This window comes from Fusobacterium sp. FSA-380-WT-3A, from assembly GCF_012843705.1.
Taxonomy (GTDB): domain Bacteria; phylum Fusobacteriota; class Fusobacteriia; order Fusobacteriales; family Fusobacteriaceae; genus Fusobacterium_B.
Genome location: NZ_JABAFQ010000001.1, coordinates 375453 through 393346, shown reverse-complemented (window position 1 = coordinate 393346; position 17894 = coordinate 375453). Strand labels below are relative to the sequence as shown.

General features: G+C 26.1%; 17 protein-coding genes. 12 read left to right on the top strand and 5 right to left on the bottom strand.

What is annotated here, in order from left to right; translation table 11 throughout:
• Nucleotides 1-153: 153 nt before the first annotated feature.
• From HF862_RS01875 to HF862_RS01855, 5 genes are all read left to right on the top strand, one after another.
• Nucleotides 154-1323, top strand: a complete 1170-nt coding sequence (locus tag HF862_RS01875) for a Xaa-Pro peptidase family protein (RefSeq protein WP_170186211.1) — start codon at nucleotides 154-156, stop codon at nucleotides 1321-1323.
• 200 nt (nucleotides 1324-1523) lie between these two features.
• Nucleotides 1524-2699 carry a YgeY family selenium metabolism-linked hydrolase gene (locus HF862_RS01870; protein ID WP_170186210.1) on the top strand — a complete coding sequence of 392 codons (1176 nt, stop codon included), beginning with the start codon at nucleotides 1524-1526 and terminating at the stop codon, nucleotides 2697-2699.
• A gap of 18 nt (nucleotides 2700-2717) precedes the next feature.
• Nucleotides 2718-3818 carry a hypothetical protein gene (locus HF862_RS01865; protein ID WP_170186209.1) on the top strand — a complete coding sequence of 367 codons (1101 nt, stop codon included), beginning with the start codon at nucleotides 2718-2720 and terminating at the stop codon, nucleotides 3816-3818.
• Nucleotides 3819-3834: 16 nt separating this feature from the next.
• Complete coding sequence (locus HF862_RS01860) at nucleotides 3835-4203, top strand: RidA family protein (protein WP_170186238.1); 369 nt, start codon at nucleotides 3835-3837, stop codon at nucleotides 4201-4203.
• A gap of 181 nt (nucleotides 4204-4384) precedes the next feature.
• Nucleotides 4385-5503: a M20 family metallopeptidase gene (locus HF862_RS01855; protein ID WP_170186208.1), complete on the top strand. Its 1119-nt coding sequence runs from the start codon at nucleotides 4385-4387 to the stop codon at nucleotides 5501-5503.
• Nucleotides 5504-5636: 133 nt separating this feature from the next.
• Here the strand turns inward: HF862_RS01855 and HF862_RS01850 are convergent, their stop codons facing one another.
• Nucleotides 5637-6362, bottom strand: coding sequence for a YaaA family protein (locus HF862_RS01850; protein ID WP_170186207.1), 726 nt, complete (start codon nucleotides 6360-6362; stop codon nucleotides 5637-5639).
• Between the two features lie 369 nt (nucleotides 6363-6731).
• Between HF862_RS01850 and HF862_RS01845 the strand changes: the two genes are divergently transcribed.
• From HF862_RS01845 to HF862_RS01820, 6 genes are all read left to right on the top strand, one after another.
• Complete coding sequence (locus HF862_RS01845) at nucleotides 6732-7544, top strand: carbon-nitrogen hydrolase family protein (protein ID WP_170186206.1); 813 nt, start codon at nucleotides 6732-6734, stop codon at nucleotides 7542-7544.
• Nucleotides 7545-7963: 419 nt separating this feature from the next.
• Entirely contained in the window at nucleotides 7964-10024 is a 2061-nt protein-coding gene (locus tag HF862_RS01840) for a BglG family transcription antiterminator (RefSeq protein ID WP_170186205.1), read from the top strand.
• Nucleotides 10025-10040: 16 nt separating this feature from the next.
• Nucleotides 10041-10481, top strand: coding sequence for a PTS sugar transporter subunit IIA (locus HF862_RS01835; protein WP_170186204.1), 441 nt, complete (start codon nucleotides 10041-10043; stop codon nucleotides 10479-10481).
• A gap of 28 nt (nucleotides 10482-10509) precedes the next feature.
• Nucleotides 10510-11571 (top strand): PTS fructose transporter subunit EIIC, encoded by a 1062-nt coding sequence (locus tag HF862_RS01830; RefSeq protein ID WP_170186203.1) that lies wholly within the window; start codon nucleotides 10510-10512, stop codon nucleotides 11569-11571.
• A gap of 52 nt (nucleotides 11572-11623) precedes the next feature.
• Nucleotides 11624-11941, top strand: a complete 318-nt coding sequence (locus HF862_RS01825; RefSeq protein WP_027129299.1) for a PTS fructose-like transporter subunit IIB — start codon at nucleotides 11624-11626, stop codon at nucleotides 11939-11941.
• A gap of 174 nt (nucleotides 11942-12115) precedes the next feature.
• Complete coding sequence (locus tag HF862_RS01820) at nucleotides 12116-13480, top strand: MATE family efflux transporter (protein WP_240934744.1); 1365 nt, start codon at nucleotides 12116-12118, stop codon at nucleotides 13478-13480.
• An 88-nt stretch (nucleotides 13481-13568) separates the two neighbouring features.
• Here HF862_RS01820 and HF862_RS01815 read toward each other — a convergent pair whose 3' ends face one another.
• Genes HF862_RS01815 through pstC form a run of 4 tightly spaced genes read right to left on the bottom strand, consistent with a single transcriptional unit; the run spans nucleotide 13569 to nucleotide 16814 of the window.
• Entirely contained in the window at nucleotides 13569-14255 is a 687-nt protein-coding gene (locus HF862_RS01815) for a PhoU domain-containing protein (RefSeq protein WP_170186202.1), read from the bottom strand.
• Nucleotides 14256-14294: 39 nt separating this feature from the next.
• Nucleotides 14295-15053, bottom strand: a complete 759-nt coding sequence (gene pstB, locus HF862_RS01810; protein WP_170186201.1) for a phosphate ABC transporter ATP-binding protein PstB — start codon at nucleotides 15051-15053, stop codon at nucleotides 14295-14297.
• A 27-nt stretch (nucleotides 15054-15080) separates the two neighbouring features.
• A complete protein-coding gene (pstA, locus tag HF862_RS01805; RefSeq protein WP_170186200.1) occupies nucleotides 15081-15926 on the bottom strand; it encodes a phosphate ABC transporter permease PstA in 846 nt (281 codons plus the stop codon).
• 9 nt (nucleotides 15927-15935) lie between these two features.
• Nucleotides 15936-16814, bottom strand: a complete 879-nt coding sequence (gene pstC, locus HF862_RS01800) for a phosphate ABC transporter permease subunit PstC (protein ID WP_170186199.1) — start codon at nucleotides 16812-16814, stop codon at nucleotides 15936-15938.
• 207 nt (nucleotides 16815-17021) lie between these two features.
• Here pstC and HF862_RS01795 point away from each other — a divergent pair, with 207 nt between their 5' ends.
• The gene (locus tag HF862_RS01795; protein WP_170186198.1) at nucleotides 17022-17846 is read left to right on the top strand and encodes a phosphate ABC transporter substrate-binding protein; all 825 of its coding nucleotides are present in this window, start codon (nucleotides 17022-17024) and stop codon (nucleotides 17844-17846) included.
• The last annotated feature ends 48 nt before the right edge of the window (nucleotides 17847-17894 follow it).

Here is a 17894-nt window from a genome sequence, read left to right as displayed (position 1 = left end):
GATGAAAACTCAAGAATACTTTGTATCAGTACAGAAGGAGATACAGATGTAGAAGGATATAGAAAAGTAGTTTGGGACGGAATATATAGTAATTTATAAAACTTTATATAAAAGAAATTTTATAAACTAAAAATATTAATATAGGAGGATTATATGGAATTGATAAAATTTACAGAAAAAGATATAAAAGATAGGATAGAATTAGCTCAAAAAAAATTGAAAGAAAAAGATATGTGTGGGATGCTAGTGACTGCAGAAGCAAACTTAAATTATTATGCTAACTATAATACTCATGCTCCTTGGTCAACTTTTACTAGACCATCATTTTTATTTATACCAGTAGAAGGAAGACCTAAATTATTAGTACAAACATTTGTTGCCCCAGAAGCAGAAGTAATTTCATTTTGTTGCGAAGTGATAGAGTTTAAAAGTCTTTTAGGACCTACCTCAGAAGAATTAAAAGATGTTATGATTTCTTTAAATATGGGTAAGGGAAAAGTTGGATTAGAACTTGGATTTGAACAAAGAATAAGTTTTGAAGTTAGACAATATGATGAATTAAAAGCTATTATGCCAGAAGTTGAATTTGTAGATGCAACTGATATTATTTGGTCTCAAAGATTAATAAAATCTCCAAAAGAAATTGAATGTATTAGAAGAGCGTGTCAAGCAACAAGTTATGCACACGATCATATTTTTGATGTTGTTGAAGAAGGAATGTCAGAGAGAGAAATTTCTCAAAAAGTTCAAAAATATATGTTAGATGGAGGGGCTGAATATCCAGGATTTGTAATAATTACATCAGGTACTGAAAATTATGGAAGAATTAGTAAGACAAGTACAGATAGAAAGTTAGAAAAAGGAGATATGTTGTGGCTAGATTTAGGTGCTAGATATAATGGATACTGGTCAGATTTTTGTCGTTCAGGAATAGTTACAGAAGAACTTTCAAAAGAATCAATAGAATTACAAGATAAAATTCACGAAATAACAATGGAAGCATCTAAAATAATGAAACCAGGGGTTCCAGTTGCAGATGTAGCTAGAGAATGTGCTAGACTTATGGAGCTAGCAGGATTTGAAGCAACTTTTGATTGTGGAAGAATGGGACATGGAATGGGATTAAGCAGTACAGAACCACCTTCAGTAACAATTTATGATAAAACTATATTACAAGAAGGAATGATAATTAATCTAGAACCAGGTGTAGTTAATGAAAATGGAGTTTTTGATTTAGAAGAAAACTTTGTAATAACAAAAGATGGTTGTGAATGTTTATCTGGTGGAAGTAGAAAATTACATAGAATAAAAACTAAAAAATAAAAATTAAATTTTTATAAAGTATGGATTATAACCAGGATATATAGATAAAGCTTTCTTTATTTTAATTTAGATTAGTATTAATTTATTTATGGTCCTGGTTATATTATAATTAATAGAAAAATATATATTATAAGAGTAGGAGGACAATTAAGAAGAATTTTATATAAATATAAAATTTCTTGATTACAGCTAAAAATAATATGGATAAATTAAAATTTGAATTAAATAAAATAAAAAATGATATTAATAGTTTTAGTAAAGAACTTATAAGAATAAAAAGTTTTACAGGATATGAAAAAGATGCTGCAGAGTTAGTAAAACAAAAAATGATAAAATTAGGATATGATAAAGTTAAAATAGATGATTATGGAAATGTTTTAGGAATAATAGGTAATGGAAAAACAAAAGTGTTATATGATGCTCACTTAGATATTGTAGAAGCTAAAGATGAAAAAGAATGGGATTTTCCACCTTTTTCAGGAGAGATATATAATGGAATTCTTCATGGGAGAGGAAGTGTAGATACAAAATCGTCTGTTGTTTCAATGATTTATGCAGGATATTTAATTAAAAAATTAAATTTATGTCCAGATAAAACAATTTATATTTCCACTTCAATTATGGAAGAGGATTTTGATGGAGAATTATTATATAGAGTATTAAAAGAAAATAATTTATATGATTTAAAGTATGTAGTTATTGGAGAGCCTAGTGATTTAAAAATAGGCTTAGGACATAGAGGAAGAGCTATGTATAAAATTATAACTAATGGAATTTCAGCACATGGTTCTGCACCTGAAAAGGGAGATAATGCAATTTACAAAATGGTTAAAATTCTAGAAAGAATAGAAAATAAACAAAAAGAATTTGATAAAATTGAAGGAGAAAAAGGTTCAATTGTTGTTTCAGATATAAAAGCAAGAACAGCTTCTTTAAATGCAGTTCCAGATATGTGTACAATTTATATAGATAGAAGACTTGCATTAGGAGAAACAAAAGAAAAAATTAATAAAGAAATGGAATCATTTATAGAAGGAATTGACGCTACATATGAATTATACGAAGCTAAAGGTAAAAGTTATACTGGAAAAGATGTGATATTAAATGTTTTTTTACCAGCTTGGGAGATATTAGAAAATGACTATTTAACTAGGACTGCATCCAAAACATATAAAGAATTATTTAATAAAGAAACAACTTTATTTAAATTACCTTTTGCAACAAATGGGTTTGCAACAAATGGGGAGTTTAAAATTCCAACAATAGTTTTTGGACCTGGAAATTTAAAATTAGCTCATATGAAAAATGAAAAATGTAGTTTAGAAGATATATATAAAACTATAAGTTTTTATGCTTTTCTTGCTAAAAATTATTAATTAAAAAGGAGGATAATTATGTTAGAGGAAAGAAAAACAGTTCGTCCATTATTTTTATTAAGTATGATAGGAGGAATGATTGCATATTATATTGGTTCTGCAACAGGAACAGGACAAGAATTTTTACAAGCATATTCAAGTCACGGAACATATGGAATGATAGGAATAATTCTTTATCATATTTTTACTGCTGCTCTTGCATTAATTGTAATTTATTCATGTAAAAGATTTAATCTCTCAAGTGCTAAAGAATGTTTTATTTGGTTTTGTGGAAAATATGTAGGAACAGCCGTCCACTTTTATACAGTAGCCTTTGTAGTTTGTTTTATGGTACAATTAATATCTGGTACAGGAAGTATGCTTACACAATATTATAGTTTTAATTATTATGTAGGAGCAGTTCTTTTGTCAGTTCTTTGCATAATATCTGTTTTATTTGGATTTAAGAGAGTAATTGAAATAATAAGTGCTATAGCACCATTTATTATGGTTGTATTAATGATTAGTTTTGTATTCAGTAGTATTAATCCAGTTGATGGATTCCAAAAGGGAGCTGAAATAGCAAGTACAACAACAGAAATATCAAGGTTACATAATAATTGGTTGGGGTCAACATTTTTACATTCAAGTTATATAATATTATTTGTTTTACCATATTTTGTAACATGTTATATGGCTGATACAACTGCTACAATGAAAGAAACTTCGATTTGGGTAATAGTATCATTTATATTATTAACACTAATGATTGCTTTAATGATTTTTGCACAAGTATCAAATATTAGTATAGCAATAGGAACACCAGCTCCTAATTTAGCAATAACAACATATCATGTTCCTAAGCTTGCAGGGATACTTGTTTTACTTGTTGTTTTAGCTTCTTTTACGACTGCAGCACCAGTTGCTGTTATAGCAGCAAAATATTTTGCTGAAGAAGGAACAATAAAATTTAAAGTGATAGGAACTACTCTTGTTTTAACAGAGCTTGCAGTAAGCTTTTTAGGTTCTTATGCTCAAATTATAAATGTATTAGTTTCAGTTTCAGGATGGGTAGGAGTAATAGCTGTAGTAGTAGCAGTATTTCGTTTTATTAGGAAAAAATTTATTCCTAAAAATTAAAATTTATATTTAAAGGATAATAAATACTTCAAAAGCCCCAGCAGCTTTAGGACCATATTCACAAGCAATAGAGGTAAATGGAACTTTATACATATCAGGACAAATACCATTTGTACCAGAAACAATGACATTAGTATCAGATGATGTAAAAGCTCAAACAAGACAATCATTAGAAAATTTAAAAGCAATACTAGATGAAGCAGGGTATATATTTAAAGATGTAGTAAAAGCAACATGTTTCATAAAAAATATGGATGATTTTGGAGCAATAAATGAAGTATATAATGAGTATTTAGGAGAAGTAAAACCAGCAAGAGCTTGTGTAGAAGTAGCAAGATTACCAAAAGATGTAAAAGTAGAAATAGAATTAATAGCTGTCAAATAATACCCTAAGAAATAAATGATAATTAAAAAAGGATTGAATTTTCAATCCTTTTTTAGTTGATATGTCATATTAATATATAGAACATAGTAATTTAAAAATTAGAGGATGAAAAAATTAAATCTTTACTTTATTTATACTCTAGTGCTATTATATTTATACAAAATTATATTGGAGGAAAAAAGTGGATATAGAAAAATTTTTAGATGATTTAGAAAAGTTAGTAAATATAGATTGTGGAAGTAATGTACCAGAAGGATTAAGAGAAGTAACTGATTTTTTTAAAGAGAGATTAAAAGAAAATTGGATAATCAAAGAGTATCCAGAAAATAATGGAAAAAATCCAGTTTTATTATTAAAAAATAATAATTCAGAAAAAATAGATTTATTATTTTTAGGGCATAATGATACAGTTTTTCCAAAAGGAACAACAAAAGATTGGAAATATAGACTAGAAAAAGATATAGTTACTGGACCTGGATGTTGTGATATGAAAGCAGGAGTATTATCTATGGTAGAGATAGCAGAGGAGTTTAGAAAAGAAAATATAAATATAGCTATGATAATGAATACTGATGAAGAGATTGGTTCTAAATTTTCTAAATCAATTATAGAAGAGGTGGGAAAAAATACAAAATATGCAATGGTATTTGAACCAGCACGAAAAAATGGAAATAATGTTATAGAGAGAAAAGGGATTATAAAATATAAAGTAGAATTTTTTGGAAAAGCATCTCATGCAGGAAATGCACCTCAAGAAGGAATAAATTCTATATTAGAAACAGCATATTGGATTACAGAAATTTCTAAATTACATAATTGGGAAATAAAAAATTCTATAAATGTAGGAATTATAGAGGGAGGAGTGGGAGTTAATATAGTTCCAGACTATGCAGCTATTGAATTTGAAGGAAGGTCACATAATTTAGAATTCTTTAATAAAATTGAAGATAAAATAAAAGAATTAGAAAAAAATCCTGTAGTTAAAGGGATAAAAATAAATATAGAAAGAGGAGGATTTAGAGCTCCTTTGGTATTAAATGAAAAATCTGAATTATTAAAAAATATTTTTGATGAGAGTAAAAAAGAATTAAATATTCAATGTGATTGGGAGATAGCAGGGGGATGTTCTGATGGAAATTTCTTAGGAGTACTAGGAGTTGGTGTAATAGATGGATTAGGACCAATAGGTGGAGAAGCTCACAGTAAAAGAGAATATTTAGAAGTATCAAGTATAGAAGAAAGAATAGAATTAGTGAAAAAAGTAATAAGAAAAATGATAGAAAGAAAAATGTTTGATTAAACGGTAAAAAAATTTTAATTATAAATGGAAAAGAAAAAAGTTGGGCTTTAATTGGTCCAACTTTTTATTTAAAATATATTATTTTTATAATGAATTTTAGTTACATAGAATAGAAATAGGAAATATTTATAAGTTATTTTTTTAGAAAAAATAATTTTTTCTCATCAGACCTATTATCTAAAAAAACGTATCCATTTTCATTAAATTTTTTTATGTCCTCAATATTTAAAATTTTATTGGTAATCATATAATTTAATAATAATCCTCTAGCTTTTTTAGCTTCAGTACTTATATTTTTCTCTTGGCCATTTACTAATTGTCTAAATTCTATATCAATAACATTAAATTTTTTATAATCTAAAAGTTTAGAAAACTCCTTTGAAGCAAGATTTATAAAAATTTCATCTGAATATTTTTTTAGATAATCATTTATCTCAGAACTCCAAAATTTATATAAATTATTTTCTAATATATTGATAGTCATATCTAATCTATATTTTTTTATTTTAGTATTTGGAGAAAGAAGACCGTAAAAAGCTGATAAAATAAATAAATTTTTTGTTAGATATTCTAACTGAGCTTTAGAATATTTATTAAGCTCCAATTGCCTAAAGGTAACACCTTCATATAGAGAAATAGCTGGATATTCTTCTAATATTTCAAACTTTTGAATATTTTTAAAAGTCTCTTCTAATATTTTTCCTTTTATCTTAAAAATTTTTTCTATGTTTTCAATAGAAAATTCTTTTAATTTTTTTATAATAATATCAGTCTTATTTTCAAATAATAGTTTTGGGGTTTCTAAAAAATTAAGTTTTTTGTCTAACATAGTTTTACTTGGTGAAAAAATTATTTTCATTTTTTGACCTCACTTTTTTTTGATAATTATACCATATTTTTTTTAAAATTTCTTTAGAAATAATCTTATATTTTAGTCGTTGAAGGTACAAGTTTTATAGTATTTTTTATTTTTTGCCTTTGGTAGAAAAATTATCTCAATACCATAGTCAATAGTTATAGAATTTATATTTTATTAACATAAATAATTAAAATTTTTAAGATAAATTTTATTAAAACATAGTTTATTAAAATAAAAATATATAATTGATGTTGCTTTATATTTACAATAATATTATAATTTAAAAAATAGAAAATATTTTAAATATTGGTTTAAAACATTAAATACTTATTTTAATTTTTCAATTTTTAAAGAGGAGAAATAAAAATTATGAGAAAAATAAATATAACTATAGCACAAGTAAAATCTATACATGGAAAGCCTGAAAAAAATTTAGAGAAAGCAATTAAAATTATAGAGGAAGTTTCTAAAAATGGAAGTAATTTAGTTGTTTTTCCAGAACTGTTTTATACAGGATATTTTAACAGAAGAAGAACTTTTCATGAATTATCTGAAGAAAAAAATGGAAATCTTTTTAATAAATTAAAAGAAATTTCTATAAAAAATAATATTTATATTATAATGGGGTATTCTGAAAAAGAGAAGGATACTTATTATAATAGTTTGATGTTTGTGGATAACAAAGGAAATCTATTATGTAATTATAGAAAAATTTATTGTTGGGAAGAAGAAAATAGGACATTTACTAAAGGAGATAAATTATTTGCCTGTGATACAGAGTTTGGAAAAATTGGTTTATTAAATTGTTATGATATAGAATTTCCAGAACTTTTTAGAATATTGCATTTTAAAGGAGCAGAGTTAATAATTTGTCCTTCTGTTTGGAGTGAATGGTTAAAAAATAGATGGCATTCTAGCCTTATGGCTGGAGCTATCAATAATCTTTACTATGTTATTGGAGTTAATACAGTAGGGTTAAATCCTCTTGGGCAGAATATATGTGGAGATAGTGAAGTAATATCTCCTTTTGGAGATGTTGTAGCTAAAGCCTCAGATACAGAAGAGGAAATTTTAAATATTACAATTGATTTAGATGAAGTAACAAAAACTAGAGAAGAGTACCCTATTTGGAAAGATTATAGAATGGATATGTTTAATTTTGAGTTACTAGAAAAATATTAATAAAAAATTCTTTAATAACTTCAAAAAATAGTGAAAAATATTTATTTAAGATAAGCTAGTTAAGAAAATATTAACTAGCTTTTTTATTATAATTTTTTTAAAAAAGATAAAAAATTGATTTTTCAAAAATTTTTTGAAAAATTTACTTAAAAGAAAAAAATTAAAAAATAACAAAAAACTTTCAAGAAAAATTAAAGAAAAATTTTAAAAAAATGTAGGAATAACTAAAAGAAATTCTATTTATGAATAGGAAAATAGAAAATACATATGTTATATGTATGGAAAAAAATCAAAAAGATAAGAAAAATAATTTTTTGATATGATAAAAAATATTTCAAAAAAAAGTGGAATGGTTTTTTACTTGAAAGTGTATATAAAAAAAGTATACTTTGAATATAAGAAATAAAGAGGTGAACAATATGGCCATAACAAGAGATGTTCTAAATCTTATAAAAAGTATAACAGAAAATAAAATAAATTCTTTAGAAGAAAATGCAAAACTTATGGGTGTTAGTGAGAGAAGTATAAGATATAAAATAGAAGATTGTAATTATCATCTACAAGGTCTTGAACTTCCAGAACTAAAACTTAAACTTGGGAAAATTTCTTTTTCTTCCTCACTAGATGAGGTAGTAAAAAAGATAAAAGAAAATATAAATACTTACAATTTTTCACAAGATGAAAGAGAAAAGATTATTTTAACTTTATATCTTTTTGGAAAAGGAAAACTAACTATAGATGAAATAAGTGATTTCTTAGGAGTTAGTAGTGTTACTTTAAAATCAGATATAAAGAAAATAAAAAAATATGTAAAAACTTTTATGTTAGATTTATCAGCAGAAACTAATAGATATCTAGAACTTTCTGGGGAAGAAGAAAATGTTAGAAAATTAATGCTTGATATTTTACTAAAGAATTATGATATAAGTTTTAAAAATGAAGGTATTTTTGTATCAAAAACTTATTACTATGGCTATTTTATTCCTTGGGAAGAAATGGATATTTTCTTTGAAACAGAAAAAATAAAACTTGCCTCTGAAATATTAAAAAGTATATTAGAAAAAAATAATAAAAAATTAAGTGATGAAGCATATAAAGTTTTATTTTTCTATATTTTAATAGTTTTAAACAGATATGAAAAACATTCCATAGAACATTTTAAAAATAAACAATTTCTTTCAAATACTGAAGAGTATCTAAGTGTAAAAAATACATTAGAAAAATTTGATTTAAAAGAGGGAGAACTTTTAAGTCTTACAGAATATTTTTTAGGAAGTCATACTTTTAATTTTGATGATTCTTTTTATGGAAATTGGGTACAAGTTGAAACTTTTATAATGTCTTTAATAAAAGAGATTAGTAAGTTTGGTTATTCAGACTTAGAAAAAGATTTTACTTTACTTGAAGGACTTATAAATCATATAAAACCAGCAATATATAGAGCTAAGATGGGTGGGAAATTAGATACTCATATCTATGAAGAGTTTAGAGAAAGTTATCCTACAATTCTTTCTCAAGTAGAAGAAGCTTGGTCTAAATGTGATTTCAAAAATTTGAATATGTCAAATGAAGAGATAGCTTATATAGCAATGCACTTTCAGTTAGCTATAAAGAGAACTAGAAAGAAAAAACTAAAAAATATATTAATTGTTTGTGGTTCTGGATATAGTACTTCAAAGTTTTTAGCAGAAAGTATACAAGAAAAATTTTCTGTAAATATAATTGACACTATTCCTTATAATTTGTTAGATACTTATAATAATTTAGATGAAGTAGATTTAATAATAACAACAATTGATAATCTTGAAAATACTTATGTTCCAGTTGTTACAGTCTCACCTATTTTAAATAAAGAAGACATTCAAAAGTTAGAGAAATTAAATCTTTCACAAGTAAAAAGCAAAATAAAACTTTCTAAATTATTAGAAGTTGTAAAAGAAAGTACAATTTCTTTAGATGAAGAAAAGTTCATAAAAGAATTAAAAGAAAAATTTAAAGGAGAAATTTTTGATGATAGACAACAATTAAAACAACTTAAATTTACAGATATGATGTCTTTATCAAGAATTGAGTTAATAAAAAATGTTAATGATTGGCAAGAAGCTATATTTTTAGGAAGTAAAAAACTTGTAGATGAAAATATGGTAAATAAAGATTATGCAGATGAGATAATCAAACTTATCAATAAATTTGGAAGTTATATGGTTATTCAAGAAGGAATAATTTTAGCTCACGCAAATCCAGAAGATGGTGTTAGAAAAACAGGGATAGGAATTCTTTATGTTGAAGATGGAATAGATTTTCCAGATAAAGAAAAGGTATATTTAGTTATAACACTTGCTAGTAAAGATAAAAGAGAACATTTAAATGGACTTATGGAATTTATTAATATTATAAGAGAAAAAAATATTTTAAAATTATTAAAAGATGTTAAAACACCTAGTGAGATATTCATAATTATAAAAAATTTATTTTATTAATATAAAGGAGAGTATAATGGAATTAATAGTTAAAAATCGTGTGTTATTAGACAAAACTTTTTCAAACAAGGAAGAAGCTATAAAAGAGATGGCAAAACTTTTTTTAGAAGAGGGAATAGTAGAAGATTATAAAAAATATGTAGAATCTTTATTTGAAAGAGAAAATATAGCTCCTACAGCTGTTGGATATGAAGTAGGGTTACCTCATGGTAAAAGTGATGCAGTAACAAGACCAGCTGTTGCTTTTGCAAGACTTAATGAGGAAATTTTATGGGATAGCGAAGAAAATGAAAATGCTAAATTTATATTTATGTTAGCTATACCTAATGCAGCAGCAGGCAATGAGCATATAAATATTTTAGTAAATCTTTCTAAAAAAATATTAGATGATGATTTTAGAGATTTAATAACAAAAGCAACTTCTACAGAAGAAATTGTAAAAGCAATAAACGAATAAAAAATAGATTATATATAGGGGGATAAAAATGAAAAATACTTTATTAGAATTAAGAAAACATTTATTATTTGGTACAAGCCATATGATACCATTTATAGTTGCTGGAGGAGTTTTACTTTCACTTGCAGTTATGATTAGTGGAAAAGGAGCTGTACCTGATACAGGAATATTAAAAGATATTTCAAATATGGGTATTGCAGGACTTACATTATTTACAGCAGTTCTTGGGGGATATATAGCTTTCTCTATAGCAGATAGACCTGGATTAGCTCCTGGTATGATTGGTTCTTGGATAGCAGTTTCTCAATATAAGACAGGATTTTTAGGAGCTATAATAGTTGGATTCTTAGCTGGTTATGTTGTTAATATGTTAAAGAAAATAAAATTACCAGCAAGTATGAGATCTTTATCTACAATATTTATTTGTCCTTTATTTGGAACATTAATAGTTTCAGGAATAGTTATGTGGGTTATAGGAACTCCAATAGCTTTAATGATGGAAGGATTAAATAACTGGTTAAGTAGTATGAGAGATACAGGGAAAGTTGCTTTAGGAGCTATTCTTGGAGGAATGACAGCATTTGATATGGGAGGACCAATAAATAAAGTTGCTACATTATTTGCTCAAACTCAAGTTGATACACATCCATGGTTAATGGGAGGAGTTGGAGTTGCAATTTGTACACCACCTATTGGAATGGGATTAGCAACAATATTAGGACCTAAAAAATATACTCATGAAGAAAAAGAAGCAGGAAAAGCAGCAATACTAATGGGATTAATTGGAATTTCTGAAGGAGCAATTCCTTTTGCAGCAGCTGACCCATTAAGAGTTTTACCTTCAATAGTTGTAGGAGGAATGGTTGGAAACATAATAGGATTTGTTATGAATGTTATTAACCATGCACCTTGGGGAGGATGGATTGTTCTTCCAGTAGTAGAAGGAAAATTAGGATATGTTATAGCAACAATAGCAGGTTCTCTTGTAACAGCATTAATGGTAAACTTTTTAAAGAAACCAATAGTTGAAAAAATAGAAACTACAGATGCAGCAGATGATTCAGAAGAAGTTGAATTAGATTTTGACTAAAATATAAAAAATAACGACTAAAAATATAAATAAAAATTTTGGAGGAATAAAAATGAAAATAGTAGCAGTAACATCATGCCCTTCTGGTGTAGCACATACATATATGGCAGCAGAAGCTCTTAAAAAGGCAGCAGAAAAAGCAGGAGTAGAAGTAAAAGTAGAAACTCAAGGAGCAATTGGAATTGAAAATGTTATAACAGCTGAAGATTTAGCAAATACAGATTATGTAGTATTAACTAAAGAAGTTGCTATAAAAAATGAAGAAAGATTTACTGGAAAGAAAATAGTTAGAGTAAAAATTGCTGATGTAGTAAAAAAATCAGATAGTATTGTAGAAAAATTAATTGCTCATTACAATCAAAATAAATAATTTATAAAAAATAAAAAAAATATTACACTTTTTATCTTAAAATTTTAAGATAGAAAGTGTAATTTTTTTATAGTTAAAAAAAATACTTCTTTAATATTTAATATAAACGATTTTATGAAATTAAAAAAATATGCTATAATAATAGTATACAAAATTAATTTTTTGGTGATAATTATGAATAATGATATGTATATCAAAATGACAGAAACTAAAATTTCAAAATTAATTCCAAGATTAGCGATTCCTACTATAATAACAATGTTAGTAACCTCTATTTATAATATGGCTGATACATTTTTTGTAAGTCAAATAGGAACTTCTGCTTCAGCAGCAGTAGGAATTAATTTTTCACTTATGGCAATGATACAAGCAATTGGTTTTACTTTGGGAATGGGAAGTGGAAACTATGTATCAAGAAGTTTAGGAAATCAAGATGGTGAAGGAGCTCACAGAGCAGCAGCTACAGCCTTTTTTACAGCCTTGATTTTAGGAGGAACTTTGTCAATTATAGGACTTTTAAATTTAGATAAATTTGTAAAAATTTTAGGAGCTACTCCAACAATAGTTCCTTATGCTAAGGATTATGCAAAATATATTTTAATAGGAACTCCATATATGTGTTGTGCTTTTGTTTTAAATAATTTACACAGGTCACAAGGAAATGCTTTTTATTCTATGCTTGGATTAGTCACAGGTGGAATATTAAATATGATACTTGACCCTATATTAATTTTTAAGTTTAATATGGGAATATCAGGAGCAGCTATAGCAACAATATTTAGCCAATTTATAAGTTTTGGAATTTTATTTTTTATGAGCCAAAGAAATAAGAAAAATGTAACAATAAAAATTAGTAAATTTACTTTGAAACCGTGGGTATATAAAGAAATTTTTAAAGCTGGACTTCCAAGCCTTTCTCGTCAAGGATTAGCGAGTATGGCAGCTGTAGCCTTAAATGTTTGTGCAAGTCCTTTTGGGGATGCAGCTATAGCAGCAATGTCAATTACTGTGAGAATAATGTTATTTATAAATTCCTCTCTGATAGGGTTTGGACAAGGTTTTCAACCTGTATGTGGATATAATTATGGAGCAAAAAAATATGAAAGAGTTTTAGAAGCTTATTATTTTTGCTTAAAAGTGGGAGTTATACTATTAACTATTTTAGGAGTTTTATGTTTTACTTTTGCTCCAGAGATAATTGCTTTATTTAGAAAAGAAGATTTAGAAGTAATAGAAATAGGAACAATAGCTTTACGTTATCAATGTTTAACTTTACCTATTCAAGCTTCAATTGTTATGGCTAATATGTTAACTCAATCAATAGGATATGGATTCTGGGCTACATTAGTAGCTATGGGAAGACAAGGAATATTTTTAATACCAGCTCTTTTTGTTTTACCTAATATTTTTGGAATAAGAGGGTTACAATATTGTCAACCTTTTGCTGATATTTGTACTTTTATAGTAGGATTATTGGTTGTACAAAAAGTTATAAAAGATTTAAAAATAAAAATATCAGAACAAAATCTTTTAGTATAATTAAAATTTTTATAAAAAATATAAAAGAGACTGTTACAAATATTTTATTATAAAATGTAACAGTCCTTTTTTATATAAAAGTAAAATTTTATTTTTCTTGTTCTTCTAACAGTTCTTTTTTTCTAAGATTTTCACCTTTTAAAGTATATACTAAATCTACCACTAAATGGATTATATGGTCAGAAAATCTTTCATACTTCTTAACCAAAGAAACAACCTCCAATAAAATTTCAGTTTCATTTGGATTTTCTTTAATACAGCTAGCTATTTTAGCAACTATTTCATCAGTTTTTTTATTGATTTCTTCATCAGCAGATATTAATTCATAAAGAATAGTTTCATCAGAAGTAGCAAAAGATGTTACATAAGAATCAAATATTTTTTTTATTTTTATTAAATATTCATAAAAAGCTCCATCTAATCTAGAATTTATTTCAGGATTATTAGATTCAATATCTTTAATGGCTCTAAAATTTGCTTTTAATATATCAGCCATTCTTTCAATTAATCTTACTCCATCTATAAGCATTATAAGCTCTCTAAGATTTTTAGCAGCTGGTTGAAATCTAGCAATAGTATTTATACAATCTTCTTTTACTTTAACTTCAAAAGCATTTATAACATCTTCTACTATAAAGCATTCTCCATATAATTTAGAAGATACTTTTCCATCATGTATAGCTTCTAAATTTATTTCTAACATTCTATTTAAATGTTTTAACATTTCTAAATAATGCTCATTTAACCCTTTTAAACTTTCTTGTAAATTTCTCATTTTTTTCCTCCTAAAAAATATAATTAATAAAAATTCTTTTTATCCAAATTTTCCTGTAATATAATCTTCTGTTTTTTTATTATTTGGAGCAGTAAAAATAATTTCTGTCTTATCAAATTCTTCTAAAACTCCCTGATAGAAAAATCCAGTATATTCAGAAATTCTAGCAGCTTGTTGCATATTGTGAGTAACGATAACTATACTATAATCTTTTTCCAACTGTCTTATAAGTTCTTCTATTTTTGATGTAGAGATAGGGTCAAGAGCAGAAGTTGGCTCGTCCATTAAAAGTATTTCTGGTTTTATAGAAATTGCTCTTGCAATACAAAGTCTTTGTTGTTGTCCACCAGATAATTTTAAAGCAGATTCATGTAGTTTATCTTTAACTTCATCCCACAGAGCCACAGCTTTTAAAGAACTTTCTACAATTTCATCTAATTTATTTTTATCTTTTTCTCCATGTAAAATAGGGGCAAAAGTAATATTGTCATATATACTTTTTGGGAAAGGATTTGGTTTTTGGAAAACCATTCCCACTTTTTTTCTTAATTCTGTAACATCAAAGGACTCATCAAGGATATTTTTACCATCAAGTAATACTTCTCCTTCATATTTTGTTCCATTGATTAAATCGTTCATTCTATTAAGTGACCTTAAAAAAGTAGATTTTCCACAACCAGATGGACCAATAAGAGCAGTAACTTTATTTTTTTGTATTTGCATATTGATATTTTTTAAAGCTTTAAAATCTCCATAGTAAAAATTAAAATTTTTAACTTCTATTCTATTATTTTCCATAATTTTTATTCACCTCATATATACTAATTAATATTTCTTTTTAAATCTATTTCTAACAAAAGCACCTAATAAATTAAATCCAATAGTTATAAATACTAAGATAAATAATGTTCCATACATATTACTAGCAGGCATATTAGGAACTTGAGTAGATATAACATATAAATGATAAGGTAAAGCCATTACTTGGTCAAAAATTCCTTCAGGTAAAAAAGGAAAATAGAAAGCAGCAGCAGTAAACATTATTGGAGCTGTTTCTCCAGCTGCTCTTGATATACTCAAAATAATTCCTGTAAGAATTCCTGGAGCAGCAGCTGGTAAAACAACTTTATAAGTAGTTTCCCATTTTGTAGCCCCTAATCCTAAAGAGGCTTCTCTTAAAGTATTTGGAACACTAAGTAGAGCTTCTCTTACGGAAGTTATGATGACAGGTAGACACATAATCCCTAAAGTAAGAGAGCCTGATAAAATAGATGAACCAAAATTTAAGAATATAACAAACAAAGCCATTCCAAATAATCCATAAATAATACTTGGGATTCCAGCAAGATTTATAATAGTTAAATTTATAAATTTTGTTAATGGAGTATCTTTTGCATATTCAACTAAATAAACTCCTGTAAAAATTCCAAAAGGGACAGAAAATAATATTGTTCCAAGTGTTAAATAAATACTACCAACTATAGCTGGAAATATTCCACCACTTCTCATTCCATCTGTAGGCATTGAAAATAGGAAATCAAAGTTTATAGATATAATTCCTTTTAAAGATATAAAACCTAAAATGATAAAAATAGGTAATATAGTTAAGAAAGTAGTTATTCCAATAGCATATTTAAATAAATTTTCTCTATTTTTTTTAACTATTAACATTTTTCACCTCTAATTTTTTAAGTTACGAGCTTTTCTTATAAAATAATCAGCTACAGTATTTGTAATAAAACTTATTAAAAATAAAATAATTCCAATGGCAAAAAGAGCCAAATAATGTTCACTGTCATGAACAACTTCTCCCATTTCAGCAGCAATAGTAGCTGTCATTGTTCTAACAGGAGAAAGAGGAGAGTTTGCAATAATTGGAGCATTTCCTGTAACCATTAAAACAGTTAAAGTTTCTCCGATAATTCTTCCAAAACCTAACATAACACCAGCAAAAATTCCTGGAAAAGCAGCTGGTAATAAAACATTAAAAATAGTTTCTATTTTTGTAGCCCCTAAGGCTAAAGAGGCTTCTTTGTATGATGTATCTAAAGTGTTAAGAGCATCTTCTGTCATTGTTATTATTGTTGGTAAAGCCATAAAAGCAAGCATAATAGAACCTGTAAAACTTGTAAGTCCACTATTTAAGTTAAATATATTTTTTATTGGACCAGATAAAACATATAATCCAATAAAACCAAGAACAACAGAAGGGATAGCTGACATTATTTCAATTAGAATTTTCATATTATTTTTTATTTTTATTGGGGCATATTCAAAAATATAAACAGCTGTAAGAATTCCTAAAGGAACAGAGATTAAGATAGCTACTATTGTTACCCAAAAAGAACCCACTAATAGAGGAATAAGCCCATAAATTCCAGAAAGAGATATCCATTTAGTACCAAACAAAAAGTCAGAGATTTTGGAATATTTAAAAAATTCTATTCCATTAATAAATATAAATAAGAATATAAGAAATATTATTACAATGTTTAATATTCCTGTTGCTAAAAGAAATTTTTTTACAGATGAATCTAAAAATTTCCGTAGATTGTTCATAAAGTAATTTCACCTCGTTTTAAAAGTTTAAAATTGTTTACAGAGGAATTATACAACAGAGATGTAAAATCCAAGTAAATCCAATGTAAAAGAAATGTAAAAAATTTTTTACAATTTTTTTACATTAAATTAATAATAATTTAACAAGAAAAGTTTAATATTAATTGAATAAAAAATTTGAATAAGAATTTTTGGAGGTAAATTTTTATGAAAAAATTATTTTTAATAACTATATTAGTTATGGGAATTTTATTAACAGGTTGTCTAGAAAGAAGTAAGGTAGTTCAAATAAAAGGTTCAGATACAATTTTAAATGTTACTCAAAGGCTTTCAGAAAAATATATGGGAAAAAATCCAGAGGCTAAAATTGCTGTAACAGGAGGAGGTTCTGGAGTTGGAGTTTCATCTTTACTTAATAAAACTACAAATATAGCTATGACTTCAAGACCTATGAAATCCAAAGAATATGATAAAGCAAAAGAATTAGGGTTGGAGATAGAAGAAGTTGTATTAGGATTTGATGGAATAACAATTATAGTAAATAAAGAAAATCCTATTAAAAATTTAGATTCAGTAATTCTTGGAAAAATATTTAGAGGAGAGATAACAAATTGGAAAGAAATAGGTGGAGAAGATTCTAAAATAGTTCCTTTATCAAGAGATTCATCATCAGGAACTCATGAATTTTTTAAAGAGCATGTAGTTAGAGGTGGAGAAAAAAATAATTTAGAATATGGGAATGAAACATTATACATGCCTTCAAATGAAGCAATAAAACAAGAAGTAAAATCTAATAAATATGCAATAGGATATATTGGAATGGGATATATGGATAATTCAGTTTATGCTCTAGCAATTGATGGAGTATTACCAACTAGAGAAAATGTTTCTAATAAAACTTATCCAATAGCAAGAGAAATTTATTGGTATGTTCCAACAAATAGAGAGGGAACTTTAAAAGGATTAGTTGAATTTGCTATTTCCTTAGATGGACAAAAAATAGTAGAGTCAGAAGGATTTATTAAAAGATAGTATAAACAAAATAAATAGGATTTTATATAACTCACTTAAAAATATTTT